The following is a 24,192-nucleotide window of genomic DNA, read 5'->3' on the forward strand; positions in this document are numbered from 1 at the left end:
TCGGCTGCCGGGGGGTCCAGGCGCCCCGTGAAGCCTGGAACCGGTCGGGAGAGGTGAAACGATCGCCCGGAAACGACGGTTTCCGCCTCATGGTGAGATTCTACTTGAACTTCCCGGACTAACCCCATGTGCCTGTGCCCAATGCTTTCGCGGGCGCAACTCCCACCTTGTCTCTCGAGCGTAAGTTACTGTGTTAAAAGCAGTAAATTCCCCGTTTTGGGGACCGATTCCCTTGACATTGATCTTGGCCGATACCTATAGTGTCGAAAAGTGGAATTAAGTGGGAAAAAATGGGCCGTCAGGCTCCGGGGGGTCGGGGTTGTTCCGAGGGATCACCAATCTCAATCTGGACGCCAAGGGGCGGATGGCCATGCCCACCCGCTACCGCGACCTGATCCTGGAGCGTTGCGACGGCCGCCTGGTGGTGACCATCGACACTGACGAGCGCTGCCTCCTTATCTATCCCATGCCCGACTGGGAGCTCATCGAGGGCCAGATCAACGCCATGGCCAACGTGAATCCCAGGGCCCGCCGTTTCCAGCGACTCCTGGTGGGTTATGCCACGGAAACGGACATGGATACCAACGGACGACTGCTGCTGACCACGCCGCTGCGCCAGTACGCCGGACTGGACAAGCGTACGGTGTTGATCGGCCAGGGCAAGAAGCTGGAACTCTGGGACGAGGAGAACTGGAACATCCGCCGCGATACCTGGCTTGAAGAGACCACGCTCGGGGGCGAGGACCTGCCTCCCGAGCTGGCGACCCTGTCGTTGTAGGCGGATGGCGGAAGTGGCGGTACATCATCCAGTCCTGTTCGGGGAGGTGCTGGAGGGGCTGGCCATACGCCCCGGGGGCATCTACGTGGACGGCACCTTCGGCCGCGGCGGACATGCGCGGGCGATTCTGGAGCGGCTGGGACCCGAGGGACGGCTGCTGGCCTTCGACAAGGACCCGGAGGCCGTGGCGGTGGCGCAGGCTGACCTGGCCAACGATGAACGCTTCGCGATCGTGCGGGGATCATTCGCGATGCTTGAGGCAGAGGTGGACAGCCGGGGCTGGACGGGCAGGGTGGATGGCATCCTCCTGGACCTGGGGGTCTCCTCGCCCCAGCTGGACGATGCCCGGCGCGGCTTCAGCTTCCTTCGCGATGGTCCGCTGGACATGCGCATGGACCCCGACAGCGGGATCGGCGCGGCCGACTGGCTGGCGCAGGCGGAGGAGGGGGAGATCGCGCAGGTGCTGCGCGGCTACGGCGAGGAGCGTCATGCCCGGCGCATCGCCCGGGCCATCGTCCGTGCCCGCGAGGAGGAGCCCATCAGAACGACCGCCCGGCTGGCGGCGGTGGTGGCCGCGGCGAATCCTTCCCGTGAAAAGGGCAAGCACCCGGCCACGCGTGTCTTCCAGGCCATCCGCATCCATGTGAACCGTGAGCTCGAAGAGCTGGACGCGACCCTGGCGCAGGCACTGGAAGTGCTCGCCCCGGGCGGGCGGCTCTGTGTCATCAGCTTCCACTCCCTCGAGGATCGCCGGGTGAAGCGTTTCATCCGCTCCCACGAGCGGGATACCCGCTACCCGGACGACCTGCCGGTGCCGGCCAGCGAGCTCCAGCCGCGGATGCGGGCGGTGGGGCGTTCGGTGCGCGCCGGGCCCGGGGAGGTGGAGCGCAATCCACGCGCCCGCAGCGCGGTGCTGCGCGTGGCGGAGAAGCTGGCATGAGTGGCCGGGGCGATACGCCGCCGCATGTCCGGGGCGCGCCGCGCGCCGCACGCGGCATCGGCCTCACCCGGGCGGAAGCGATCGGCGTCACGGTGCTGCTGGCACTGCTGCTGGTTTCGGCATTGGGCGTCGCCTACAGCAAGCATGTCAGCCGGCGGCTGTTCGTCGAGCTGCAGGGGTTGCAGCGGGTGCATGACCAGTTGAGCGAGGACTGGGGGCGGCTGCTGCTGGAGCAGAGTACCTGGGGGACCCACGGACGGGTGGAGTCCGAGGCGCGGGAGCGGCTGGGCATGGTTCTGCCCAGTCCCGATGCGGTGGTGATGGTGAGGCCATGAGCGGCGCGGAGCGGGAATACGCAGACTATCGCGGACGGCGCGTTTTCGTGCTGATCGGGCTGGCGCTCGCCCTCGGAACGCTGGGCTGGCGGCTCCTGGATCTGCAGGTGCTCGACCGGGATTTCTACCGCCATCAGGGTGACGCCCGCATGCTGCGCACGGTCACCATGCCCGCCCACCGCGGCATGATTACCGACCGCAACGGCGAGCCGCTGGCGGTGAGCACGCCGGTGGCCACGGTCTGGGGCAACCCGCGCGAGCTGGCCGCGGCCCGCGCGAGCTGGCCCGGGCTGGCGCGGACCCTGGGCCTGAGCCTGGAGAGCCTGGAGCGCACCCTGGCCGCCTATGCCGATCGGGAATTCTTCTATATAAAGCGCCAGGTGCCCCCGGATGTGGCCGAGCGGGTCGAAGCGCTGGAGGTGCCGGGGGTCTACCTGCTCAAGGAGTATCGCCGCTACTACCCGGCGGGAGAGGTGACCTCCCACGTGTTGGGTTTCACCGATGTGGATGACAGTGGCCAGGAGGGGATCGAGCTGGCCTATGAGCAGTGGCTGCGCGGCGTGCCGGGCAGCAAGCGGGTGCTCAAGGACGGGCGCCGGCAGACGGTCCAGGACGTGGAGCTGATCAATGCCCCGCGCCCGGGTCGCGACCTGGCGCTGAGCCTCGACCTCAGGCTCCAGTACCTCGCCTACCGTGAGCTCAAGGCGGCCATCCAGGAGTACGAGGCCCGTTCCGGCTCCATCGTGATCCTGGACGCCCGCTCCGGCGAAGTGCTGGCCATGGTCAACCAGCCGTCCTTCAACCCCAACAACCGGTCCGGACTGACCGGGGGGCGCTACCGCAACCGGGCCGTGACCGATCCCTTCGAGCCCGGCTCCACCATGAAGCCCTTCGCCGTCGCCGCGGCCCTCGAGAGCGGGCAGTACACCCCGGAGACGCCGGTGGAGACCAGCCCGGGCTGGATGCGCGTGGGCCGCGACACGGTCCGCGATGTGCACAACTACGGCCTGCTGGACGTGGCCGGGGTGATCCGCAAGTCGAGCAACGTGGGCGTCAGCAAAATCGCCCTGTCCCTCCCGCCCGACCGCCTCTGGGGGCTCTACTCGCGGGTGGGGTTCGGCATGGTCTCGGCCAGCGGATTCCCGGGCGAGACCAGCGGGCTGCTGGGGGATTTCAGTCGCTGGCGTCCCATCGAGCAGGCCACCTTCGCCTTCGGCTACGGTCTGTCGGTCACCTCCCTGCAACTGGCCCACGCCTACGCGGTCTTCGCCGCCGATGGTGTGCGCAACCCGGTCACGTTCCTCCGCCGGGATGAGCCGATCGAGGGTGAGCGCGTCATCGACCATCGGATCGTTGCGCAGATTCTGCCCATGCTGGAGTCGGTGGTGCAGACGGGCGGTACCGCCACCAAGGCCGCGGTGCCCGGCTACCGGGTGGGCGGCAAGACCGGCACGGTGCGCAAGGCCATCGCCGGCGGTTATTCGGAAGACCGCTACATCGCGGTGTTCAGCGGCCTGGCGCCCATCAGCCAGCCGCGGCTGGCGGCGGTGGTGATGATCAACGAACCCGGCGGCAAGGCCTACTACGGCGGCCAGGTGGCCGCCCCGGTCTTTTCCCGGGTCATGGCCGGCGCGTTGCGGCTGCTCAACATCGCTCCGGACGCGCCGCCGGAGCCTGGCGATGCCGTGCGCATGGCCAGCGTCGACAAGGTGAAGCCATGATGGCGGCCGAACGGATTCCCGCGGGTGTACCCCTCGGCCGGCTCCTGGAGGGCATGGCGCTGCTGCTCCCGGGCCAGGACCGCGAGGTGACGGGGCTGGCGCTGGACAGCCGTGCAGTGATGCCGGGGGACCTGTTCCTCGCCGTCGCGGGGGAGACCCGGCACGGTGGCGAATACGCGGCCCAGGCGGTGAGAGCCGGTGCCGTCGCGGTGGTCTGGGAGCAGGGCGAGGGACTGCCCGCGGTCCCCACTGCGCTGAGCGTTGCCGGTCATCCGGATGTGCCCGTAATCGGCGTGGATCGTCTCGCCCTGCGGGCCGGGGTGATCGCCGACCGGTTCTACGGCGCACCATCCGCGGCGGTGACGGTGGTGGGCATCACCGGCACCAACGGGAAGACCTCCTGCAGCCATTTCCTGGCCCAGGCCCTGGAGGGTGCCGGGCGCCCCTGCGGGATCATGGGTACGGTGGGCTATGGGCGTCCGGGGCAGCTGGAAGCCGCCAGCCACACCACTCCGGACGCGCTGGCCGTACAGCGCTGGCTGGCGCGGTTCCGGGACAGCGGGACGGAAACCGCGGTGATGGAAGTCTCCTCCCACGGCCTGCACCAGGGTCGCGTTGCGGGCGTACGCTTCCACGCCGCGCTGTTCACCAACCTGAGCCGCGATCATCTCGACTACCACGGCGACATGGCGAGCTACGGCGAGATCAAGCGCCGGCTGTTCCACTGGCCCGGGCTGGAGTGCGCGGTGGTGAATGCCGACGACGCCTTCGGGCGCGAGATCCTGGCCACCCTGCCGGCGGACCTGGAGGTGATCGCCTACAGCCTGGAAGAGGAGCGGCAGCTGCCCGAGTATCCCGAGGGCCTGGCCTGGGTGCGGGGCCACGATCTGCGCCTGGATCCGGCCGGGGTCGAGCTCCGGGTGGAGACGCCATGGGGTGACGGGTTGCTGCGCAGCCCGGTGCTGGGCCGCTACAACGCGGCCAACCTTCTCGGCGTGCTCGGTGTGCTCGGCGCCCTGGGCGTACCCCTCGGGACCGCGCTCGAACAGCTGGGCCGGGTGCGGACGCCGCCCGGCCGGATGGAACGCTTCGGCGGCAACGGCCGGCCGCTGGTGGTGGTGGACTACGCCCACACCCCGGATGCCCTGGAGCAGACCCTCGGGGCGCTGCGCGAGCACTGCCGCGGCCGGTTGTGGTGCGTGTTCGGCGCCGGCGGGGATCGCGACCGCGGCAAGCGGCCGGAGATGGGCGAGGTGGCCGAGCGGCTCGCCGACCGGCTGGTGGTGACCGACGACAACCCCCGCGGCGAATCACCGGCGGCCATCGTCGCGGAGATCATGGCGGGCCTGGGTGCGCCGGGGCAGGCGCAGGTGGAGCATGACCGGGCCCGTGCCATCGCCCTGGCGGTGTCCGGCGCCCGGGCCGGGGACGTGGTGCTGGTGGCCGGCAAGGGGCACGAGGACTACCAGCAGGTGGGCGATATCCGCCACCCCTTCAGCGACCGCGACGAGGTGCTGCGCCTGCTGCAGCCGGGAGGCCCGGCATGAATGCTTCCGCCGGCAACGTTTCCATGGGCTACAGCCTGCACTTCAGCGAGGCCGCGGCGCTGCTCGCCGGTACGCACCACGGCGGCGATGGCCTGTTCGGAGCGGTCAGCACCGATACCCGGACCCTGGCGCCGGGGGACCTGTTCGTGGCCCTGACCGGCCCCAACTTCGATGGCCACGACTACGTGGCCACGGCCCGGGAGCGGGGCGCCTGCGCGGCACTGGTCTCCCGGCCGGTGGACGATCCCCTGCCCCAGATCCGGGTGGCGGACACCCGCCTGGCGCTGGGGGAGCTGGCGGCCTGGTGGCGCACCCGGGCCGATCTGCCGGTCGTGGCGGTGACCGGCAGCTCCGGCAAGACCACGGTCAAGGAGATGATCGCCGCGATTCTCGCCCGGCGCGGTCCGGTGCTGGCCACCCGGGGCAACCTCAACAACGATATCGGGGTGCCTCTGACCCTGCTCCGCCTGCGGCCGGAACACCGCTACGCGGTGGTGGAGCTGGGCGCCAACCACCCCGGCGAGATCAGCTACACGACCGCCATCGCCCGTCCCGACGTGGCGCTGGTCACCAACGCCGGTCCGGCCCACCTGGAGGGCTTCGGCTCCCTGGAGGGTGTGGCGCGGGCCAAGGGCGAAATCTATGCCGGCCTGGCCGAAAACGGCATCGGGGTGGTGAACGCCGAGGATCCCTTCGCCGCCTACTGGACCGGCCTGCTGGCCGGGAGACGCTGCCTCACCTTCGGGCTGGGCGACCGGGCCGAGGTGCGCGCGCTGCCGCTGGCCGAGGACGCCGATGGCCAGCGCTTCCGGCTCGAGAGCCCGTGGGGCGCGGCGGAGGGGCGGTTGCCGCTGCCCGGCCGTCACAACCTGCTCAACGCCGCCGCCGCGGCGGCCGCGGCGCTAGCCGTCGATGCCCTGCCCGGGGAAGTGGTGGCGGGGCTGGCGGGGCTGGGGATCATCCGCGGGCGGCTGCAGGTGCAGGCGGGTCGCGGCGGCTGCCGCCTCATCGATGACAGCTACAACGCCAATCCCGGCTCGGTGCGGGCGGCCATCGACGTGCTGGCCGGCTGCGGTGGCGAGCGGGTGCTGGTGCTCGGCGACATGGCCGAGCTGGGGCCCGAGGCCCCGGCGCTGCACGCCGGCATCGGGCGCGCGGCCCGCGCCGCCGGCCTGGAACGGCTCTACGCGCTGGGTCCCCTGTGCCGCGAGGCGGCGGCGGCCTTCGGGCCCGGCGCCCAGCAATTCGACTCCCATGCGGCGCTGGCGGCCGCGCTGGAACAGGTGGTGCATCCCGAGATGACGGTGCTGGTGAAGGGCTCCCGCAGCATGCGCATGGAGCGGGTGGTGGACGCGCTGCGCGCGCCGGCGGAGGACTGAGACGATGCTGCTCTGGCTCACCGAATGGCTGGCCCAGGTGCACACGGGATTCAACGTGTTCCAGTACCTGACGCTGCGGGCGATCCTGGGGGTGCTGACGGCACTGGTGATCTCCCTGGTGGTGGGGCCGCGGATGATCCAGCGCCTGACCCTGCACCAGGTGGGCCAGGTGGTGCGCAACGACGGACCGCAGAGCCACCTGAGCAAGGCGGGTACGCCCACCATGGGCGGGGCGCTGATCCTGGTGGCCATCGGGGTGGCGACCCTGCTGTGGTCGGATCTCTCCAACCGCTTCGTCTGGGTGGTGCTGCTGGTGACCCTGCTGTTCGGCGTCATCGGCTGGGTGGATGACTATCGCAAGTTGGCCAGGAAGGATTCGCGCGGCCTCCCGGCGCGCTGGAAGTACCTGTGGCAGTCGGTGTTCGCCCTGGGGGTGGCGGTGTTCCTCTACAGCACCGCCCAGCAGCCCGTGGAGACCCAGCTCATCGTGCCCTTCTTCAAGACCGTGGCGCTGAACCTGGGCTGGCTCTACATCCCGCTGGTCTACTTCGTGGTGGTGGGCTCCAGCAACGCGGTGAACCTGACCGACGGCCTCGACGGCCTGGCCATCCTGCCGGCGGTGATGGTGGGCGGGGCGCTGGGCGTGTTCGCCTACGCCACCGGTCATGTCAACTTCTCCCAGTACCTGTCCATCCCCTACATCCCGGGCGTGGGCGAGGTGGTGGTGTTCTGCGGCGCCCTGGTGGGAGCCGGCCTCGGTTTCCTCTGGTTCAACACCTATCCCGCCCAGGTGTTCATGGGCGACGTCGGCGCGCTCGCCCTGGGGGCGGCGCTGGGGATCCTGGCGGTGCTGGTGCGCCAGGAGCTGGTGCTGCTGGTGATGGGCGGGGTGTTCGTGATGGAGACGGTGTCGGTGATCCTGCAGGTGGCCTCCTTCAAGCTCACCGGGCGGCGCATCTTCCGCATGGCGCCCCTGCATCACCACTTCGAGCTGAAGGGGTGGCCGGAGCCGCGGGTGATCGTGCGCTTCTGGATCATCACCGTGATCCTGGTGCTGGTGGGTCTGGCGACCCTGAAGATTCGCTAAGGAAACGATGGCAGCCGTGATGCGCGACAAGCCGAACGACAGCCGGGTGCGGGATTCCGCCCTCAGCGTGGTGGTGGGCCTGGGCAAGACCGGGCTCTCCTGCGCCCGCTGGCTGGCTGCGCGCGGCGAGCGGGTGGCCGTCATCGACAGCCGCGACGAGCCGCCGGGCCTGGCCGGGCTGCGCGCCGAGTGTCCGCAGGTGGAAGTGCGCACCGGCGGGTTCGATCCGGCGCTGCTGGCGCGGGCCGGGCGCATCGTGCTCAGCCCCGGGGTGCCGCTGGCCGAACCGGCGCTGGCCGCGGCAATCGCCGACGGGGTCGAGGTGGTGGGCGACATCGAGCTCTTCGCCCGGGTCGCGAAGGCCCCGGTGGTGGCCATCACCGGCTCCAACGCCAAGAGCACCGTCACCACCCTGGTGGGGGAGATGGCCCGGGCCGCCGGCATCGACGCGCGCGTGGGCGGCAACCTGGGCACCCCGGCACTGGATCTGCTGCCGGTCCCCGGCGCGGCGGAGCCGGACCTGTACGTGCTCGAGCTTTCCAGCTTCCAGCTCGAGACCACCGCCACGCTCGATGCCGCCGCGGCGGTGGTGCTCAACATCAGTCCCGATCACCTCGATCGCTACCCGGACCTGGCGGCCTACGCGGCCGCCAAGCGGCGGGTGTTCCATGGCGGCGGGGTGATGGTGGTCAACGCCGATGACCCGGTGGTGACGGCCATGGTGGAGCCGGAACGGCGGGTCGTCCGCTTCGGCCTGGGCGTTCCCGCCGCGGGTGATTACGGCCTGTGCGAGCGGGACGGCGCGGACTGGCTGTGCCGGGGCCGGGAGCCGTTGCTCCCCCTCGGGGAGCTGCGTATCCGCGGCCACCACAACGCGGCCAACGCCCTCGCGGCGCTGGCGCTGGGCGAGGCCGTGGGCCTGCCCCGCACGGCGATGCTGGCGGCGCTGCGGGAATTCCCCGGGCTGCCCCATCGCTGCCAGTGGGTGGCCGAGATCGGGGGCGTGCACTTCTACGACGACTCCAAGGGCACCAACGTGGGGGCGACGCTGGCGGCGCTGCAGGGCCTGGGCGCCACCGGGCGGGTGGTGCTCATCGCCGGCGGACTCGGCAAGGAACAGGACTTCGGCCCCCTGCGCCCCGGCCTGGCGGCCTGCGGCCGCGCGGCGGTGCTCATCGGCCGCGATGCGCCCCGCATCGAGGCGGTGCTCGAGGGCGCGGTGCCGGTGGTGCACGCCGCGGGCATGTCCGCGGCGGTGGCCGCCGCCGCGGCACTGGCGCAGGCCGGCGACAGCGTGCTGCTCTCGCCGGCCTGCGCCAGCTTCGACATGTTCCGCGACTATGTCCACCGCGGCGAAGTGTTCGTGGCGGCGGTCCGGGAGCTGGCGCCATGAGCGCCCAGGCCCTGCCTCTTGGCGCCGGCACCCGGCCGCTCCCGGTCTGGGACCTGTGGCTGCTCGGCACCGCCGCGCTGCTGCTGCTGATCGGCCTGGTGATGGTGGGATCGGCCTCCATGGCCATCGCCGACCGCGCCAGCGGCGGGCCGCTGTTCTACCTCTACCGCCAGCTGGCCTACTGCGGGGTCGGCATCGGCCTGGGCGTCGCGGTGCTGCGGGTGCCGATGGCCCTGTGGGAGCGGCTGGGACCCTACCTGCTGGTGCTGGGGGTGATGCTGATCGGACTGGTGCTGGTGCCGGGGGTGGGGCGCGAGGTGAACGGCAGCGTGCGCTGGCTGGCCTTCGGCCCGGTCAACCTCCAGCCCTCGGAGCTGATGAAGCTGTTCATGGTCATCTACCTGGCTGGCTACCTGGTCCGCCGGGAGGAGGAGGTGCGCACCCGCTTCTCCGGCTTCCTCAAGCCGGGCCTGCTGCTGGGCCTGGTGGGCGTGCTGCTGCTGCTGGAGCCCGACTTCGGCGCCGTGGCCGTGCTCTCCGCCACCGTCCTGGGCATGCTGTTCCTGGGCGGGGTGCGGCTGTGGCAGTTCGCCCTGGTGGTGCTCCTGGCCCTGGGCGCCCTGGCCGCCGTGGCCATCTCCTCGCCCTACCGGCTGGAACGCCTGACCACCTTCCTGGATCCCTGGGCGGACCCGTTCAACAGCGGCTTCCAGCTCACCCAGGCGCTCATCGCCTTCGGCCGCGGCGAGTGGCTCGGCGTGGGGCTTGGCGCCGGGGTGCAGAAGCTCTTCTACCTGCCGGAGGCGCACACCGACTTCCTGTTCGCGGTGCTGGCCGAGGAGCTCGGCCTGCTGGGCGCGCTGGGAGTGCTGGGCCTGTTCACCCTGCTGGTCTGGCGCGCCTTCGCCATCGGTTCGCGGGCGCTGCGCGCGGGGCGCCGCTATCCCGCCTACCTCGCCCTCGGGCTGGGCCTGTGGATTGCGCTGCAGGTCATCATCAGCGTCGGCGTCAACACCGGGTTGCTGCCCACCAAGGGCCTGACCCTGCCGCTGATGAGCTACGGCGGCAGCAGCCTGGTGACCAACTGCATCGCCATCGCCCTGCTGCTGCGGGCGGATTACGAGCTGCGCACCGCGCCGCCGGAGACCCTTCCGGCCCGGCGCGGCAAGACGCGGGAGGAGGAGGCATGAACGCGCCCGGCGTGCAGCGCCTCGACCGTCCGGTGCTGATCATGGCCGGCGGTACCGGCGGCCATGTCTTCCCAGCCCTGGCCGTGGCCCGCGAGCTGCAGGCCCGGGGCCGCGAGGTGGCCTGGCTCGGCACGCTCCGCGGACTCGAGGCCCGGGTGGTGCCCGAGGCCGGCCTGGCGCTGCACACCATCGACGTGACCGGCCTGCGGGGCAAGGGCGCGACCGGCTGGCTGCTGGCGCCCCTGCGCCTGGTCCGCGCCCTGTGGCAGGCACAGCAAGTGGTGCGGCGCCTGCGCCCGGGCGCGGCGCTGGGCATGGGCGGCTTCGCCTCCGGCCCCGGCGGGCTGGCGGCCCGCCTGCTGGGGGTGCCGCTGGTGGTCCACGAGCAGAATGCGGTAGCCGGGCTCACCAACCGGGTGCTGGCCCGCATCGCCACCCGCGTGCTCGAGGCGTTTCCGGGCAGCCTGCCCGGCGCCCGGACCGTGGGCAACCCGGTGCGCGCGGAGATCGCCGCGCTGCCCGCGCCCGCGGAACGCTTTGCCGGGCGCGCCGGTGCGCTGCGCCTGCTGGTGGTGGGCGGCAGCCAGGGTGCGCGGGCGCTGAACACGACGCTCCCCGAGGCAATCGGCCGGCTGGCGCCGGAGCGGCGTCCCGAGGTGCTGCACCAGGCCGGCGCCGCCGATGTCGAGGGGGTGCGCGCGGCCTATGCCGGGGCGGGTGTCGCGGCGCGGGTGGAGTCCTTCATCGCCGACATGGCGGGGGCCTATGGCTGGGCGGACCTGGTGGTGTGCCGCTCCGGCGCGCTGACGGTCAGCGAGCTGGCCGCCGCCGGGGTGGGTTCGGTGCTGGTGCCGTTCCCCCACGCGGTGGACGACCACCAGACCCACAACGCCGCCTGGCTGGTGGAGGCCGGCGCGGCGGAATTGCTGCCCCAGTCGGTGCTGACGCCCGCGCGGCTGGCGGAGACCCTGCAGCGACTGGGCGATCGCCCGCGGCTGCTGGCCATGGCCACGGCCGCGCGCAGCCGGGCGACTCCGGCGGCCGCCGCGGCGGTGGCCGACGACATCGTGGAGATTGGGCATGGCTGAAACGGACCGCAACCCGCTTCCCGCACCGGGCATGGGCCGTACCCGCCGCATCCACTTCGTGGGCATCGGCGGTGCGGGCATGGGCGGCATCGCCGAGGTGCTCGCCAACCTCGGCTACGAGGTGAGCGGCTCCGATCTGCAGGAGGGCGCCATGACCCGGCGCCTGCGCGGGCTCGGGGTGCGGGTGGACCTTGGGCATGCCGCCGGTCACGTGGCGGGGGCGGACGTGGTGGTCACCTCGAGCGCCGTGCACGGCGACAACCCGGAAGTGCTGGCGGCGCGCGAGGCGCGCATTCCCGTGGTGCCGCGGGCCGAGATGCTGGCGGAGCTGATGCGCTTCCGCTACGGCATCGCGGTGGCCGGCACCCACGGCAAGACCACCACCACCAGCCTCATCGCCAGCGTCCTGGCCGAGGGCGGGCTCGATCCCACCTTCGTCATCGGCGGCCGACTGAACAGCGCCGGCACCAACGCCCGCCTCGGCACCGGGCGCTACCTGGTGGCGGAGGCGGACGAGTCGGATGCCTCGTTCCTCTACCTGCAGCCGATGCTGGCGGTGGTCACCAACATCGATGCCGATCACATGAGCACCTACGGCGGCGACTTCGGCCGGCTGCGCGGCACCTTCGTGGAGTTCCTCCACCACCTGCCCTTCTACGGGCTGGCGGTGATGTGCCTGGACGACCCGGTGGTGCGGGAGGTGCTGACGGAGGTGACCCGGCCGGTGATGACCTACGGCTTCGAGGCCGGGGCCGACGTGCGGGTTCGCGACCTCAGCCAGAAGGTGGCCCGCACCGAGTTCACGGTGGAGCGGGCCGGGCGCGAGCCGCTGCGGCTGCGGCTCAACCTGCCGGGTCGCCACAACGTGCTGAACGCCACCGCCGCGGTGGCCATCGCCACCGAGCTGGGGGTGGAGGACGGGGCCATCGCCCGGGCGCTGGACGGCTTCCAGGGCATCGGCCGGCGATTCCAGATGTACGGCGAGCTGCAGACCGCCGCCGGTCGGGTGGAGCTGGTGGACGACTACGGCCACCACCCGCGGGAGGTGGCGGCCACCATCCGCGCGGTGCGCGACAGCTGGCCGGAACGGCGCCTGGTCATGGTGTTCCAGCCCCACCGCTACAGCCGTACCCGTGATCTGTTCGAGGATTTCGCCGAGGTGCTCTCGGAGGTGGACGTGCTGCTCATGCTGGAGGTTTACCCCGCCGGTGAGGAACCGGTACCGGGCGCGGACGCCCGCAGCCTGTGCCGGGCCATCCGCAGCCGCGGGCGGGTGGAGCCGATCCTGGTGACCGACAACGGCGAGCTGCCCCGAACCCTGCTCGGGGTGCTGGAGGCGGGGGACGTGATGGTGACCCAGGGCGCCGGCGACATCGGGCGCCTGGCGGCCCTGCTGGCGGGCGGGGCACTCAAGGGGGAGGGCTCGTGACCATGTACAGGCTCCGGGGGGCTATGGGTGTGGGCATGATCATGCAGGGCGACACGCCGGGCGGGAACGGCGGCTGGCAGCCGCGGGGCGAGCTGCGCGAGGACGAGCCCATGGCGGTCCATTGCAGCTGGCGGGCCGGGGGCCCCGCGGCGCGCTACTACATCCCCGCCGATCTCGAGGATCTGCAGGAGTTCCTGGCCAACCTGCCGGAGGACGAGCCGCTGCTGTGGCTGGGGCTGGGCAGCAACCTGCTGGTGCGCGACGGCGGCTTCCAGGGCACCGTGATCGCCCTGCTGGGAGTCCTGGACAGCCTCGAGGCGCTGCCCGGCAACCGCATCCGCGTCGGCGCCGGCGTGCCCTGCGCCAAGGTGGCCCGCTTCTGCAGCCGCGAGGGGCTGACCGGCCTGGAGTTCCTGGCCGGCATCCCGGGCACGATGGGCGGTGCCCTGGCCATGAACGCCGGGGCCTTCGGTGGCGAGACCTGGTCCCGCGTGACCACGGTGGAAACCGTGAACCGCGGCGGGCGCCTGCACCGGCGCATCCCGGCCGATTTCACGGTGGGATACCGGCGCGTGCAGGGGCCGGCGGGGGAGTGGTTCACCGCCGCCGAGTTCGCCCTGCAGCCGGTGACGGCCGACGGCGAGGCGCAGGCGCGGGTCAAGGCGCTGCTGGAGCGGCGCGAACAGACCCAGCCCATCGGCCTGCCCAGCTGCGGATCGGTATTCCGCAACCCGCCCGGGGATCACGCGGCGCGGCTCATCGAGGCCTGCGGCCTGAAGGGCGAGTGCGAGGGCGGGGCGTGCGTCTCGGAGAAGCACGCCAACTTCATCATCAACACCGGCGGCGCCACGGCGGGCGACATCGAGGTGCTGATCCGGCGGGTGGCCGCGACCGTGGAGCGGAAACAGGGCGTGCGGCTGGTGACAGAGGTCCACATCGTGGGCGAGCCGGGACCGCGGGGAGGAGGGAACCATGGCGATTGAGACGCGGCCGGTCTCCGACTACGGCCGGGTGGCGGTGCTGATGGGCGGCTGGTCCGCGGAGCGGGAGGTGTCGCTCAAGAGCGGCGCGGCGGTGCTGGCGGCGCTGCAGCGCGCCGGGGTGGACGCCCACGGCATCGATGCGGGGCGGGACATCCTCGCGGTGCTGGAGCAGGGGCGGTTCGACCGGGTGTTCATCGTCCTGCACGGCCGCGGCGGGGAGGACGGCGTCATCCAGGGGGCGCTGGAGCTGCTGGAGCTGCCCTATACCGGCAGCGGGGTGCTCGGCTCGGCGCTGGGCATGGACAAGCTGCGCTGCAAGCGGCTGTGGCAGGGCGCGGGGCTGCCCACGCCCGACTACGCGGAGCTGCGCTCGGAGGCGGAGTGCGCCGAGGCCGCGCAGCGGCTGGGGCTGCCGCTGGCGGTCAAGCCGGCCACCGAGGGCTCCAGCATCGGCATCACCAAGGTGACCAGCCTCGACCAGCTCACGGCGGCCTGGCGGGCGGCGGCGGAGTTCGACCCGGTGGTCCTCGCGGAGCACTGGGTGGAGGGCGGCGAGTACACCGTGGCCGTGCTGGGGGAGACGGCCCTGCCGGCAATCCGGCTGGAGACGCCGCGCAGCTTCTACGACTACGAGGCGAAGTATTTCGCCGACGACACCCGCTACCACTGCCCCTGCGGCCTGGAGCCGGCGCGGGAGCGGGAGCTCGCCGGGCTGGCGCTGGAGGCCTACCGGGCGGTGGGGGCGAGCGGCTGGGGCCGGGTGGACGTGATGATGGACGCCGCCGGCGGGTTGTGGTTGCTGGAGGTCAACACGGTGCCGGGCATGACCGATCACAGCCTGGTGCCCATGGCGGCCCGGGCCGCGGGTCTGGGCTTCGAGGCGCTGGTGCTGCGCATCCTCGACACCAGCTTCCCGCGGGAGGTTGCTCATGGCACGGCGTGACCAGCGCCGGCAGGCGGTGGCGAAGGCACCGCCGCCCCCGCCGCGGGAGCGGCTCTGGGGCTTGCTGATGCTGGCCGGCGTCCTGCTGGGCGCGATCCTGCTGGGCGGCGTCGGCTGGGGCGTGGCGCAGCTGCGCGACCCCGCCACCCTGCCCATCCGGACGGTGGTCATCGAGGGTGATCTGCGCCACCTGGACCGGACCGAGCTGGAGCATACCGCCACCCCGGTGGTGCGCGGCGGGTTCTTCACGGTGGATGTGGCGGCCGTGCGCGGGGCGCTGGTGGCCCTGCCCTGGGTTGAGGCGGCCACGGTCCGCCGGGTCTGGCCCGACACCCTGCTGGTGACGGTGCGCGAGCAGGTGCCGGTGGCGCGCTGGGGGGACAAGGCCCTGGTGAATGCCCGGGGCCGGGTGTTCAGCCCGGACCCGGCCAGTTTCCCCGAGGGGCTGACGCAGCTGCGCGGACCGGAGGGGATGGCGGCGCAGGTGCTGGCCGAGCACAAGCGGATGAATGCGGCGCTGGCCGCCCTGGGGCGTGAGGTCCGCATGCTGGAGCTGGACGGCCGCCGGGCCTGGTCGCTGGAGCTCGACGACGGCATCCGCGTGGTGCTGGGGCGCAGCGAAGTGAACGAGCGCCTGGGACGCTTCGTCCGCCTCTGGACCGAGGCGCTGGCCGAGCAGGCCGAACGGATTGAAAACGTGGACGCCCGGTATACGAACGGCCTGGCGGTGCGCTGGAAGCAGCCAACGGGCGGAGAGGGCGAATCATGAACGGTGGAGGGAGGTCGATGCGGTCTGTGCGCGTCCTCTGCGCAACGGGGAGAGAGTGCGGGGCATGGTGAAAAAACCGGAGAAGAGCCTGATCGTGGGGCTGGATATCGGCACCTCCAAGGTGGTGGCCATCGTGGGCGAGGTCACCGCCGAGGACAAGCTCGACATCGTGGGCATCGGCTCCCACCCCTCGCGCGGACTGAAGAAGGGCGTGGTGGTGAACATCGAGTCCACCGTCCAGTCCATCCAGCGCGCGGTGGAGGAGGCTGAGCTGATGGCCGGCTGCCAGATTCACTCGGTGTTCGCCGGGATCGCGGGCAGCCACATCCGCAGCCTCAACTCCCACGGCATCGTGGCCATCCGCGATCACGAGGTGACCCAGGCGGACGTGGACCGGGTCATCGACGCGGCCCGCGCGGTGGCCATCCCGGCCGACCAGAAGATCCTCCACGTGCTGCCGCAGGAATTCATCATCGACAACCAGGAGGGCATCCGCGAGCCCATCGGCATGTCCGGGGTGCGCCTGGAGGCGAAGGTCCACCTGGTGACCGGCGCGGTGAGCGCGGCCCAGAACATCATCAAGTGCGTGCGCCGCTGCGGGCTGGAGGTGGACGACGTCATCCTCGAGCAGCTCGCCTCCAGCCACTCGGTGCTCACCGACGACGAGAAGGAGCTGGGGGTGTGCATCGTGGACATCGGCGGCGGGACCACCGACATCGCCGTGTTCACCGAGGGGGCCATCCGCCACACCGCGGTGATCCCCATCGCCGGCGACCAGGTGACCAACGACATCGCCGTGGCCCTGCGCACGCCGACCCAGTTCGCCGAGGAGATCAAGATCAAGTACGCCTGCGCGCTGACCCAGCTCGCCAACATCGAGGACCACATCGAGGTCCCCGGGGTCGGCGATCGGCCGCCGCGCAGGCTGAGCCGCCAGACCCTGGCCGAGGTGGTGGAGCCCCGCTACGAGGAGCTCTTCCAGCTGGTGCAGGACGAGCTGAGGCGCAGCGGGTTCGAGGACATCGTCGCCGCCGGCATCGTGCTCACCGGCGGCAGCGCCAAGATGGAAGGGGTCATCGAACTGGCGGAAGAAGTGTTTCACATGCCGGTGCGGCTGGGCCTGCCCCAGCACGTCACCGGCCTGGTGGACGTGGTGCGCAACCCCATCTACGCCACCGGCGTGGGGCTGCTGATCCACGGCCACCGGCAGCAGATGCAGAGACTCCCGGAGATGAAGATGGGCGGGGGCATGCGAGGGATCTGGGAACGGATGAAAGGCTGGTTCCAGGGTAATTTCTGAACCGATGGTGGCGACTGCCCGCCGCTGCGGCGGTGGTGCTCGAAGCGCTCCCGGGGCGCGACGACAAGCGGAGACAGGAGGCGATAACAATGGTCTTTGAACTGATGGATACCTACCCGCAGAATGCGGTCATCAAGGTGATCGGCGTGGGGGGCGGCGGCGGCAACGCGGTCCAGCACATGGTCCAGGCGAACATCGAGGGCGTGGATTTCATTTGCGCCAACACCGACGCCCAGGCGCTGAAGAACGCCGCGGCGCGCACGGTGCTGCAGCTGGGTGGCAACATCACCAAGGGGCTCGGCGCCGGCGCCAACCCGTCGGTGGGCAAGCAGGCGGCCATCGAGGACCGTGAGCGCATCGCCGAGGTGCTGGAGGGGGCCGACATGGTCTTCATCACCGCCGGCATGGGCGGCGGCACCGGTACCGGCGGTGCGCCGGTGGTGGCGGAGGTGGCCAAGGAGATGGGCGCCCTGACGGTGGCGGTGGTCACCAAGCCGTTCCCGTTCGAGGGCAAGCGGCGCCTGCTGGTGGCCGAGGAGGGCATCCGCGAGCTGACCGGGCACGTGGACTCGCTCATCACCATCCCCAACGAGAAACTGCTGAGCGTGCTGGGCAAGAACATCTCGCTGCTGGACGCCTTCAAGGCGGCCAACGACGTGCTGCTCGGCGCGGTGCAGGGCATCGCCGAGCTCATCACCCGGCCCGGGCTCATCAACGTGGACTTCGCCGACGTGCGCACGGTGATGTCGGAAATGGGCATGGCGATGATGGGCACCGGCGCGGCCACCGGCGAGGAGCGTGCGCGCCGCGCCGCCGAGGCGGCCATCTCCAGCCCGCTGCTGGAAGATGTCAACCTGGCCGGTGCCCGCGGCATCCTGGTCAACATCACCGCCGGCCTGGACATGTCCATCGGCGAATTCGACGAGGTGGGCAGCACGGTCAAGGAGTTCGCCTCCGAGGACGCCACGGTGGTGGTGGGCACGGTCATCGACCCGGACATGACCGACGAGCTGCGGGTGACGGTGGTGGCCACCGGCCTGGGGACCCGGGCCGCGGAGATCCAGAAACCGGTACGTCCGGTGGCGGTGGCGAAGAAGGCCGACGGCAGCACCAACTTCGACGAGCTGGAGCGTCCGGCGGTGATGCGCAAGAAGGCCGTGGGCCAGCAGTTCGGCGCCGAGCCGGAGGGCGGGAACATGGATTACCTGGATATTCCCGCCTTCCTGCGCCGGCAGGCCGACTGACCGGAGGCGGAGGCAGCGCGCCGCGGCAGGTGCGTTGCCGGATGGGTGCGGCCGGGCGGAAGGAAGGTTGCCCGCCCGGGCGGAATGGCGGCGGGGGGTGGCGCCGGTTGTGTGAACCGGTGCACAGGTTGTGTGCGGCTGCACAACCTGTGCTACTATGTCCACCAATTTTTTGGTGTTGCCGCACGGCGACAGGCAATCTGGGGCGCGCATGATCAGACAGCGGACTCTCAAGAACGTGATCCGGGCGACGGGCGTTGGCCTGCATACCGGAGACAAGGTCTACATGACCCTGCGGCCGGCGCCGGCGAACACCGGCATCGTCTTCCGCCGGGTGGACCTGGCCGAGCCGGTGGAAGTGCCGGCGCGGCCGGAGTTCGTGGGTGACACGACCCTGTCCACCACCCTGGTGCGGGACGGGGTGCGCATCGCCACCGTGGAACACCTCCTCTCGGCCTTCGCCGGCCTGGGAATCGACAACGCCTACGTGGACCTGAGCGCGCCGGAAGTGCCGATCATGGACGGCAGCGCAGGGCCCTTCGTCTTCCTCATCCAGTCCGCCGGGGTGGAGGAGCAGACCGCGGCCAAGCGCTTCATCCGCATCAAGCGGGTGGTGCAGGTGGAGGACGGCGACAAGTGGGCCCGCTTCGAGCCCTTCGACGGCTTCAAGGTGGACTTCGCCATCGAATTCGATCACCCGCTGTTCAAGCGGGCGGCCAAGCGCGCCGAGGTGGACTTTTCCACCACCTCGTTCGTGCGCGAGGTGAGCCGCGCGCGCACCTTCGGCTTCATGCGTGATATCGAGATGCTGCGGGAGCGCAACCTGGCCCTGGGCGGCAGCCTGGACAACGCCATCGTGGTGGACGAGTACCGGGTGCTGAACGAGGACGGTCTGCGCTACGAGGACGAATTCGTGAAGCACAAGATCCTCGACGCCATCGGCGATCTCTACCTGCTCGGGCGCAGCCTGGTGGGGGCATTCCGCGGACACAAGTCGGGCCATGCACTGAACAACCGCCTGCTGCAGGAACTGCTGGCGGATGTGGACGCGTGGGAAGAGGTGACCTTCGAGGATCCCGCCGAGGCGCCCATCTCCTTCATGCAGCCCGCGTTCGGCGGCAGCTGACGGGGCAGGGGGCCCGTCCCGCGCGGCGGGCAGTCACGATTCCGGCCGCCCGCGCCGCCGTGCCAGGCGCAGCAGGGCCGACCGCAGCGCCTCATCCCCGACCGCCTCGGCGGTCTCGCGCAGGTTGCGCGCCGTCTCCTCTCCCAGCGGCCGGGCTCGACGCGACGCCGGTTCACGGGCTATGCTGGCCCGCCCGACGCGGACCTGTATCTCCCGCACCGGGATGTCGCCCTCGCCTTCGAGTCTCTCCAGCAGCGCGGGCACCGCGTAGCGGATGCGGGTGGCCCAGACGGGGGAGTCGGCCAGCAGCACCAGCCGTCCGCCGGTGAGGCCGCCGGCCCGGCAGTGGGCGCCCAAATCGACTCCCAGGGTCTCCCTCAGCAGATGCTCGGCCCGCTGCAGCAGCCGGACCCGCTCGAGCAGCGGCGTCAGGCGGCCGCTGCGGGATTCGAGTAACCTTGCGAAGCGTATTGGAAATCGGCTGCGGTTCAAGTTAATCTTCACCAGTTGGATATCAGAGCGGCGACGCCATGCATATCATTCTCTTTCGGAATCGCGACGGCAAGTCCGGCGCCACGCGGCTGGGGCGGGGTCAGATGCTCTCGGTCCTGCTGCTGGCGATCAGCCTGCCCTTGGCCACAGCCTATCTCGGCTATCACCTGGGTTCCGCCGGCAGGTCCGCCCCGGGTGATGGCCAGGATTGGCTCCCTCTGCCCCAGGCCGAGCTGCAGACCTGGCGCCAGGAACTGCAGTTCCAGCGCTTCGCCCTGGACGCCCTGCGGGACGATCAGCAGGCGCGTACGGAAACCCTCGCCGCCCGCGTGGCCCAGCTCCAGGCACAGATGATGCGCCTGGACGCATTGGGCGAACGGCTGACCAAGCTGGGCGGGCTCGAGGAAGGGGAGTTCGATTTCAGCCAGCCGCCGCCCCAGGGTGGTCCCGAGGTGATGGACAACCTGGAGCCGGACGGGCTTAAGAGTCTCGAGTCGGCCATCGACGAGCTGTCGCTCCAGGTCGACAGCCGTGAGCGCCAGCTCGGACTGCTCTCGGACCTGTTGCTGGACCGCAGTCTCGCCGCCGAGACCCGGCCCACCGGCCGCCCGGTTGAAAGCGGCTGGATATCATCCAGTTACGGCCGGCGCACCGATCCCATCACCGGCAAGCGAACCCTGCACGAGGGGGTCGATTTCGCCGGGAAATCGGGCTCGGACATCCTCGCGGTCGCCTCGGGCGTCGTGGTCTTCGCCGGCAGGAAGGACGGCTACGGGCTGCTGGTGGAGATCGATCACGGCAATGGCCTCAGCACCCGTTACGGCCACAACAGCAAGCTCCTGGTGCAGGAGGGCGAGGTGGTGAAGCAGGGCCAGACCATCGCGCTCCTGGGGTCCACCGGCCGTTCCACCGGTCCCCACGTGCACTTCGAGGTGCTCCGGGACGGCCGCCACGTGAACCCCGCACGCTATCTGCGATCGAAGGGATAGTCACCAGTTACCAGTTTCGAGGTAGACAATCCCTTCCCGCGACCTCGCTCGCTGCTAGTAACTCGACTGAAAAGCCTTTAACCACGAAGGACACGAAGAACACGGAGGATATGCAGCAATCGAGATTGTCAGCATCCAGCGGGCGGCCGGTGATCGTCGAGTGGTGAATGCTGAGAGAAAGCGGGATCCCACCAAGCCTCATCTTGCTCTTCTTCGTGCCCTTCGTGTCCTTCGTGGTGAAATCTTGGCCTGTTTACGCCCGTTGTCGACCCTTGAAGATAACTATCCCGTAGCAAGCAATTTCCCCTTTCAGGCGGTACAATCAGCGCTTTATTCTCGTGGCCGGTTCCCCCATGCAGGGATGCCCGTCCAAACCCGATCTCCGGAAGAGACCCATGGCCAGCAATTTCCTCAGCAAGATTTTCGGCAGCCGCAACGAGCGTCTGCTCAAGCGGATGCGCAAGACGGTGGAGAGCATCAACGCCCTGGAGGAGGGCGTCCGCGCGCTGGATGACGAGGCGCTGCGAGCCAAGACCGACGAATTCCGCCGGCGCTTCGCCGACGGCGAGGATCTCGAGCGGCTGCTGCCCGAAGCCTTCGCCGTCGTGCGCGAGGCAGCCGACCGGGCGCTCGGGCTGCGCCATTTCGATGTCCAGCTCATCGGCGGGATCGTGCTGCACCAGGGCAAGATCGCCGAGATGCGCACCGGTGAGGGCAAGACCCTGGTGGCGACCCTGCCGGCGTACCTGAACGCCATCACCGGTCGCGGGGTGCATGTCATCACCGTGAACGATTACCTGGCGCGGCGCGATGCCCAGTGGATGGGGCCGGTCTACCACAAGCTGGGGCTTTCGGTGGGCGTGGTGCAGTCCTCCGGCGGCCTGGGTCCGGACAACGCCTCCTACCGCTTCGATCCCGAGCACCGGGGCGAGGAGAGCTACCGCAACGTGGTGAACGTGACCCGCCGCGAGGCCTATGCCTGCGACATCACCTACGGGACCAACAACGAGTTCGGCTTCGACTACATGCGCGACAACATGGCCTTCCGCATGGAGGAGAAGTCGCAGCGCGATCTCTACTACGCCATCGTGGACGAGGTGGACTCCATCCTCATCGACGAGGCCCGGACCCCGCTCATCATCTCCGGACCCGCCGAGGACAGTTCGGCGATGTACATGAAGATGAACGAGCTGGTGCCGCAGCTGGTCAAGCAGGAGGTCGAGGACGGCCCGGGCGACTACTCGGTGGACGAGAAGGCGCGCCAGGTCTACCTGACCGAGGAGGGCCACCAGCACGTGGAGGAGATGCTCACCGGCGCCGGGTTGCTGGACGAGGGCGAGAGCCTCTACAGCGCGGTGAACATCTCGCTCGTGCATCACATCTACGCGGCGCTGCGGGCCCACGCCCTGTTCCGGCGCGATGTGGACTACATCGTGCGCGACAACCAGATCGTGATCGTGGACGAGTTCACCGGCCGCACCATGCCCGGCCGGCGCTGGTCGGAGGGGCTGCACCAGGCCATCGAGGCCAAGGAGGGGGTGAGCATCCAGCAGGAGAACCAGACCCTGGCCTCCATCACCTTCCAGAACTACTTCCGCCTCTATGACAAGCTCGCGGGCATGACCGGCACCGCCGACACCGAGGCCTACGAGTTCCAGCAGATCTACGGGCTGGAGGTGGTGGTGATGCCCACCCACCGCCCCATGATCCGGCAGGACCTGGGCGACCTGGTCTACCTGACCCAGAAGGAAAAGTTCAACGCCATCATCGAGGACATCTCCGAGTGCCGCAAGCGGGGCCAGCCGGTGCTGGTGGGCACCGCTTCCATCGAAGCCTCCGAGCACCTCGCCAGGCTGCTGGACAAGTACAAGGTTGCCCACGAGGTGCTCAACGCCAAGCACCATGAGCGGGAGGCCCAGATTGTGGCCCAGGCCGGCCGCCCCGGGGCGGTGACCATCGCCACCAACATGGCCGGTCGCGGTACCGACATCGTGCTGGGCGGCAGCCTGGCATCGGATTTGTCGATGCTGCCCGAGGATGCCCCGGAGGCGGAGCGCACGCGGGTGCGGGAGGAGTGGCAGCGCCGCCACGAGCAGGTGCTGGAAGCCGGGGGGCTGCACATCATCGGCACCGAGCGTCACGAATCGCGGCGCATCGACAACCAGCTGCGCGGCCGCTCCGGCCGCCAGGGCGACCCCGGATCGACCCGCTTCTACCTGTCGCTGGAAGACAACCTCATGCGCATCTTCGCCTCCGACCGCGTGTCGGGGCTGATGCAGAAGCTGGGCATGCAGGAGGGCGAGGCCATCGAGCACCCCTGGGTCACCAAGGCCATCGAGAACGCCCAGCGCAAGGTGGAGGGACGCAACTTCGACATCCGCAAGCAGCTGCTGGAATACGATGACGTGGCCAACGACCAGCGCAAGGTGATCTACGCCCAGCGCAACGAGCTCATGGCCGCGAAGGACATCGCCGAGGCCCTTCATGAGATCCGGATCGATGTGGTGAACGGCGTCATCAACCAGTTCATTCCGCCCCAGAGCATCGAGGAACAGTGGGACCTTGCCGGCCTGGAGCAGGCGCTGGAGCAGGAGTTCGGTCTCCGCGCCGACATCCGCGGCTGGCTGGAGGCCGACGAGAACCTGCACGAGGAGCCCCTGCGCGAGCGTATCGTCGCTGAACTGGAGGCGATCTACGCGGCCAAGGAGGCCCAGGCCGGGGCCGAGTCCATGCGCCAGTTCGAGAAGGTGGTGATGCTGCAGGTGCTGGACAACCACTGGCGCGAGCACCTGGCCTCCATGGACCACCTGCGCCAGGGCATCCACCTGCGCGGCTACGCCCAGAAGAATCCCAAGCAGGAGTACAAGCGCGAGGCCTTCGAACTGTTCTCGAGCATGCTCGATCGGGTCAAGCACGACGTGGTGGGCATCATCTCCAAGGTGCAGCTGCAGGCGCCCGAGGAGGTGGCGGCCCTGGAGGCCCAGCGCCGTCGTCCCAGCGAGCAGGAGATGCAGTACCAGCATGCCGAGGCCGCCGCCCTGGCGGACGAGGAGAGTGCCGGCCAGCCGTCGCCCGGCGGTGAGGAGCGGGAGCAGCCGTTCGTGCGCGAGGGGCGCAAGGTGGGGCGCAACGAGCCCTGCCCGTGCGGTTCCGGCAAGAAGTACAAGCACTGCCACGGGCGGCTGGGGTGACGGGTGAGTGCGTGAATGCGTGAGTGCGTGAGTGCGTGAATGCGCGAGCGCCTGTAGGGCCGGATTTATCCGGCCGGGCAGGGCGTGTGGCTGTTGTCCCCCTGTTCCCGGCGCGCTTGGAGTCTCTGCGCGGGGCCGTATTCTGATTTCTCTCGCCAAGCCGCAAAGAAAAGCCGCGAAGGCCGGCGCGGGAGGGGGTACGGCCCCCAGCCATTGGTTGGGTCATCCTTTGCGTGCTCTGCGCCTTGGCGAGAGCAGCCGCGGTCTC

The 24,192-nt window shown here is 70.2% G+C and carries 20 protein-coding genes; 19 read left to right on the forward strand and 1 reads right to left on the reverse strand.

What is annotated here, in order from left to right; translation table 11 throughout:
- Nucleotides 1-319: 319 nt before the first annotated feature.
- The 17 genes from mraZ (at nt 320) to lpxC (ending at nt 19,252) form a co-directional block, all read left to right on the forward strand.
- A complete protein-coding gene (gene mraZ, locus DFQ59_RS03570) occupies nt 320-778 on the forward strand; it encodes a division/cell wall cluster transcriptional repressor MraZ (protein WP_114278265.1) in 459 nt (152 codons plus the stop codon).
- 4 nt (nt 779-782) lie between these two features.
- A complete protein-coding gene (gene rsmH / locus DFQ59_RS03575) occupies nt 783-1,718 on the forward strand; it encodes a 16S rRNA (cytosine(1402)-N(4))-methyltransferase RsmH (protein WP_114278266.1) in 936 nt (311 codons plus the stop codon).
- Entirely contained in the window at nt 1,715-2,053 is a 339-nt protein-coding gene (ftsL, locus tag DFQ59_RS03580) for a cell division protein FtsL (RefSeq protein ID WP_114278267.1), read from the forward strand. Before rsmH ends, ftsL begins: the two co-directional genes overlap by 4 nt.
- The gene (locus DFQ59_RS03585; RefSeq protein ID WP_114278268.1) at nt 2,050-3,774 is read left to right on the forward strand and encodes a peptidoglycan D,D-transpeptidase FtsI family protein; all 1,725 of its coding nucleotides are present in this window, start codon (nt 2,050-2,052) and stop codon (nt 3,772-3,774) included. The genes ftsL and DFQ59_RS03585 overlap by 4 nt, the downstream gene beginning before the upstream one ends.
- The gene (locus DFQ59_RS03590) at nt 3,774-5,321 is read left to right on the forward strand and encodes a UDP-N-acetylmuramoyl-L-alanyl-D-glutamate--2,6-diaminopimelate ligase (protein ID WP_342768414.1); all 1,548 of its coding nucleotides are present in this window, start codon (nt 3,774-3,776) and stop codon (nt 5,319-5,321) included. Before DFQ59_RS03585 ends, DFQ59_RS03590 begins: the two co-directional genes overlap by 1 nt.
- Entirely contained in the window at nt 5,318-6,700 is a 1,383-nt protein-coding gene (locus DFQ59_RS03595) for a UDP-N-acetylmuramoyl-tripeptide--D-alanyl-D-alanine ligase (protein WP_245937163.1), read from the forward strand. Before DFQ59_RS03590 ends, DFQ59_RS03595 begins: the two co-directional genes overlap by 4 nt.
- 4 nt (nt 6,701-6,704) lie before the next feature.
- Nucleotides 6,705-7,787, forward strand: a complete 1,083-nt coding sequence (gene mraY, locus DFQ59_RS03600) for a phospho-N-acetylmuramoyl-pentapeptide-transferase (protein ID WP_114278270.1) — start codon at nt 6,705-6,707, stop codon at nt 7,785-7,787.
- A gap of 19 nt (nt 7,788-7,806) precedes the next feature.
- Nucleotides 7,807-9,180, forward strand: coding sequence for a UDP-N-acetylmuramoyl-L-alanine--D-glutamate ligase (gene murD / locus DFQ59_RS03605; protein WP_114278271.1), 1,374 nt, complete (start codon nt 7,807-7,809; stop codon nt 9,178-9,180).
- Nucleotides 9,177-10,370 (forward strand): putative lipid II flippase FtsW, encoded by a 1,194-nt coding sequence (ftsW, locus tag DFQ59_RS03610; protein WP_114278272.1) that lies wholly within the window; start codon nt 9,177-9,179, stop codon nt 10,368-10,370. Before murD ends, ftsW begins: the two co-directional genes overlap by 4 nt.
- Complete coding sequence (gene murG, locus DFQ59_RS03615; RefSeq protein WP_245937164.1) at nt 10,367-11,458, forward strand: undecaprenyldiphospho-muramoylpentapeptide beta-N-acetylglucosaminyltransferase; 1,092 nt, start codon at nt 10,367-10,369, stop codon at nt 11,456-11,458. Before ftsW ends, murG begins: the two co-directional genes overlap by 4 nt.
- Complete coding sequence (gene murC, locus DFQ59_RS03620; protein WP_245937165.1) at nt 11,451-12,887, forward strand: UDP-N-acetylmuramate--L-alanine ligase; 1,437 nt, start codon at nt 11,451-11,453, stop codon at nt 12,885-12,887. Before murG ends, murC begins: the two co-directional genes overlap by 8 nt.
- Nucleotides 12,888-12,928: 41 nt before the next feature.
- Nucleotides 12,929-13,870, forward strand: coding sequence for a UDP-N-acetylmuramate dehydrogenase (gene murB / locus DFQ59_RS03625; RefSeq protein ID WP_114278499.1), 942 nt, complete (start codon nt 12,929-12,931; stop codon nt 13,868-13,870).
- Complete coding sequence (locus DFQ59_RS03630; protein ID WP_114278273.1) at nt 13,860-14,813, forward strand: D-alanine--D-alanine ligase; 954 nt, start codon at nt 13,860-13,862, stop codon at nt 14,811-14,813. The genes murB and DFQ59_RS03630 overlap by 11 nt, the downstream gene beginning before the upstream one ends.
- Nucleotides 14,800-15,582: a cell division protein FtsQ/DivIB gene (locus DFQ59_RS03635; protein WP_114278274.1), complete on the forward strand. Its 783-nt coding sequence runs from the start codon at nt 14,800-14,802 to the stop codon at nt 15,580-15,582. Before DFQ59_RS03630 ends, DFQ59_RS03635 begins: the two co-directional genes overlap by 14 nt.
- A 64-nt stretch (nt 15,583-15,646) precedes the next feature.
- Complete coding sequence (gene ftsA / locus DFQ59_RS03640) at nt 15,647-16,882, forward strand: cell division protein FtsA (RefSeq protein WP_114278275.1); 1,236 nt, start codon at nt 15,647-15,649, stop codon at nt 16,880-16,882.
- A gap of 89 nt (nt 16,883-16,971) precedes the next feature.
- Nucleotides 16,972-18,126, forward strand: coding sequence for a cell division protein FtsZ (ftsZ, locus tag DFQ59_RS03645; RefSeq protein ID WP_114278276.1), 1,155 nt, complete (start codon nt 16,972-16,974; stop codon nt 18,124-18,126).
- A 211-nt stretch (nt 18,127-18,337) separates the two neighbouring features.
- Nucleotides 18,338-19,252, forward strand: coding sequence for a UDP-3-O-acyl-N-acetylglucosamine deacetylase (lpxC, locus tag DFQ59_RS03650; protein ID WP_114278277.1), 915 nt, complete (start codon nt 18,338-18,340; stop codon nt 19,250-19,252).
- 33 nt (nt 19,253-19,285) lie between these two features.
- Here the strand turns inward: lpxC and DFQ59_RS03655 are convergent, their stop codons facing one another.
- Nucleotides 19,286-19,744: a DciA family protein gene (locus DFQ59_RS03655; RefSeq protein WP_170142018.1), complete on the reverse strand. Its 459-nt coding sequence runs from the start codon at nt 19,742-19,744 to the stop codon at nt 19,286-19,288.
- Nucleotides 19,745-19,782: 38 nt separating this feature from the next.
- On the opposite strand from DFQ59_RS03655, the gene DFQ59_RS03660 reads away from it, so the two are divergent.
- Entirely contained in the window at nt 19,783-20,733 is a 951-nt protein-coding gene (locus DFQ59_RS03660; protein ID WP_114278279.1) for a M23 family metallopeptidase, read from the forward strand.
- A gap of 395 nt (nt 20,734-21,128) precedes the next feature.
- Nucleotides 21,129-23,924, forward strand: a complete 2,796-nt coding sequence (secA, locus tag DFQ59_RS03665; protein WP_114278280.1) for a preprotein translocase subunit SecA — start codon at nt 21,129-21,131, stop codon at nt 23,922-23,924.
- Nucleotides 23,925-24,192: the final 268 nt, after the last annotated feature.

The organism is Thioalbus denitrificans (genome assembly GCF_003337735.1).
GTDB classification, from domain to species: domain Bacteria; phylum Pseudomonadota; class Gammaproteobacteria; order DSM-26407; family DSM-26407; genus Thioalbus; species Thioalbus denitrificans.

Excerpts from the sequence above, each read along its gene's own strand:
- ftsL (WP_114278267.1), top strand. The coding sequence starts at position 1,715 with ATGAGTGGCCGGGGCGATACGCCGCCGCATGTCCGGGGCGCGCCGCGC.
- ftsW (WP_114278272.1), top strand. The coding sequence starts at position 9,177 with ATGAGCGCCCAGGCCCTGCCTCTTGGCGCCGGCACCCGGCCGCTCCCG.
- murB (WP_114278499.1), top strand. The coding sequence starts at position 12,929 with ATGCAGGGCGACACGCCGGGCGGGAACGGCGGCTGGCAGCCGCGGGGC.
- mraY (WP_114278270.1), top strand. The coding sequence starts at position 6,705 with ATGCTGCTCTGGCTCACCGAATGGCTGGCCCAGGTGCACACGGGATTC.
- secA (WP_114278280.1), top strand. The coding sequence starts at position 21,129 with ATGGCCAGCAATTTCCTCAGCAAGATTTTCGGCAGCCGCAACGAGCGT.
- DFQ59_RS03635 (WP_114278274.1), top strand. The coding sequence starts at position 14,800 with ATGGCACGGCGTGACCAGCGCCGGCAGGCGGTGGCGAAGGCACCGCCG.
- murD (WP_114278271.1), top strand. The coding sequence starts at position 7,807 with ATGCGCGACAAGCCGAACGACAGCCGGGTGCGGGATTCCGCCCTCAGC.
- lpxC (WP_114278277.1), top strand. The coding sequence starts at position 18,338 with ATGATCAGACAGCGGACTCTCAAGAACGTGATCCGGGCGACGGGCGTT.
- DFQ59_RS03585 (WP_114278268.1), top strand. The coding sequence starts at position 2,050 with ATGAGCGGCGCGGAGCGGGAATACGCAGACTATCGCGGACGGCGCGTT.
- DFQ59_RS03590 (WP_342768414.1), top strand. The coding sequence starts at position 3,774 with ATGGCGGCCGAACGGATTCCCGCGGGTGTACCCCTCGGCCGGCTCCTG.
- ftsZ (WP_114278276.1), top strand. The coding sequence starts at position 16,972 with ATGGTCTTTGAACTGATGGATACCTACCCGCAGAATGCGGTCATCAAG.
- murC (WP_245937165.1), top strand. The coding sequence starts at position 11,451 with ATGGCTGAAACGGACCGCAACCCGCTTCCCGCACCGGGCATGGGCCGT.
- rsmH (WP_114278266.1), top strand. The coding sequence starts at position 783 with ATGGCGGAAGTGGCGGTACATCATCCAGTCCTGTTCGGGGAGGTGCTG.
- murG (WP_245937164.1), top strand. The coding sequence starts at position 10,367 with ATGAACGCGCCCGGCGTGCAGCGCCTCGACCGTCCGGTGCTGATCATG.
- DFQ59_RS03660 (WP_114278279.1), top strand. The coding sequence starts at position 19,783 with ATGCATATCATTCTCTTTCGGAATCGCGACGGCAAGTCCGGCGCCACG.
- ftsA (WP_114278275.1), top strand. The coding sequence starts at position 15,647 with ATGGTGAAAAAACCGGAGAAGAGCCTGATCGTGGGGCTGGATATCGGC.
- DFQ59_RS03630 (WP_114278273.1), top strand. The coding sequence starts at position 13,860 with ATGGCGATTGAGACGCGGCCGGTCTCCGACTACGGCCGGGTGGCGGTG.
- DFQ59_RS03595 (WP_245937163.1), top strand. The coding sequence starts at position 5,318 with ATGAATGCTTCCGCCGGCAACGTTTCCATGGGCTACAGCCTGCACTTC.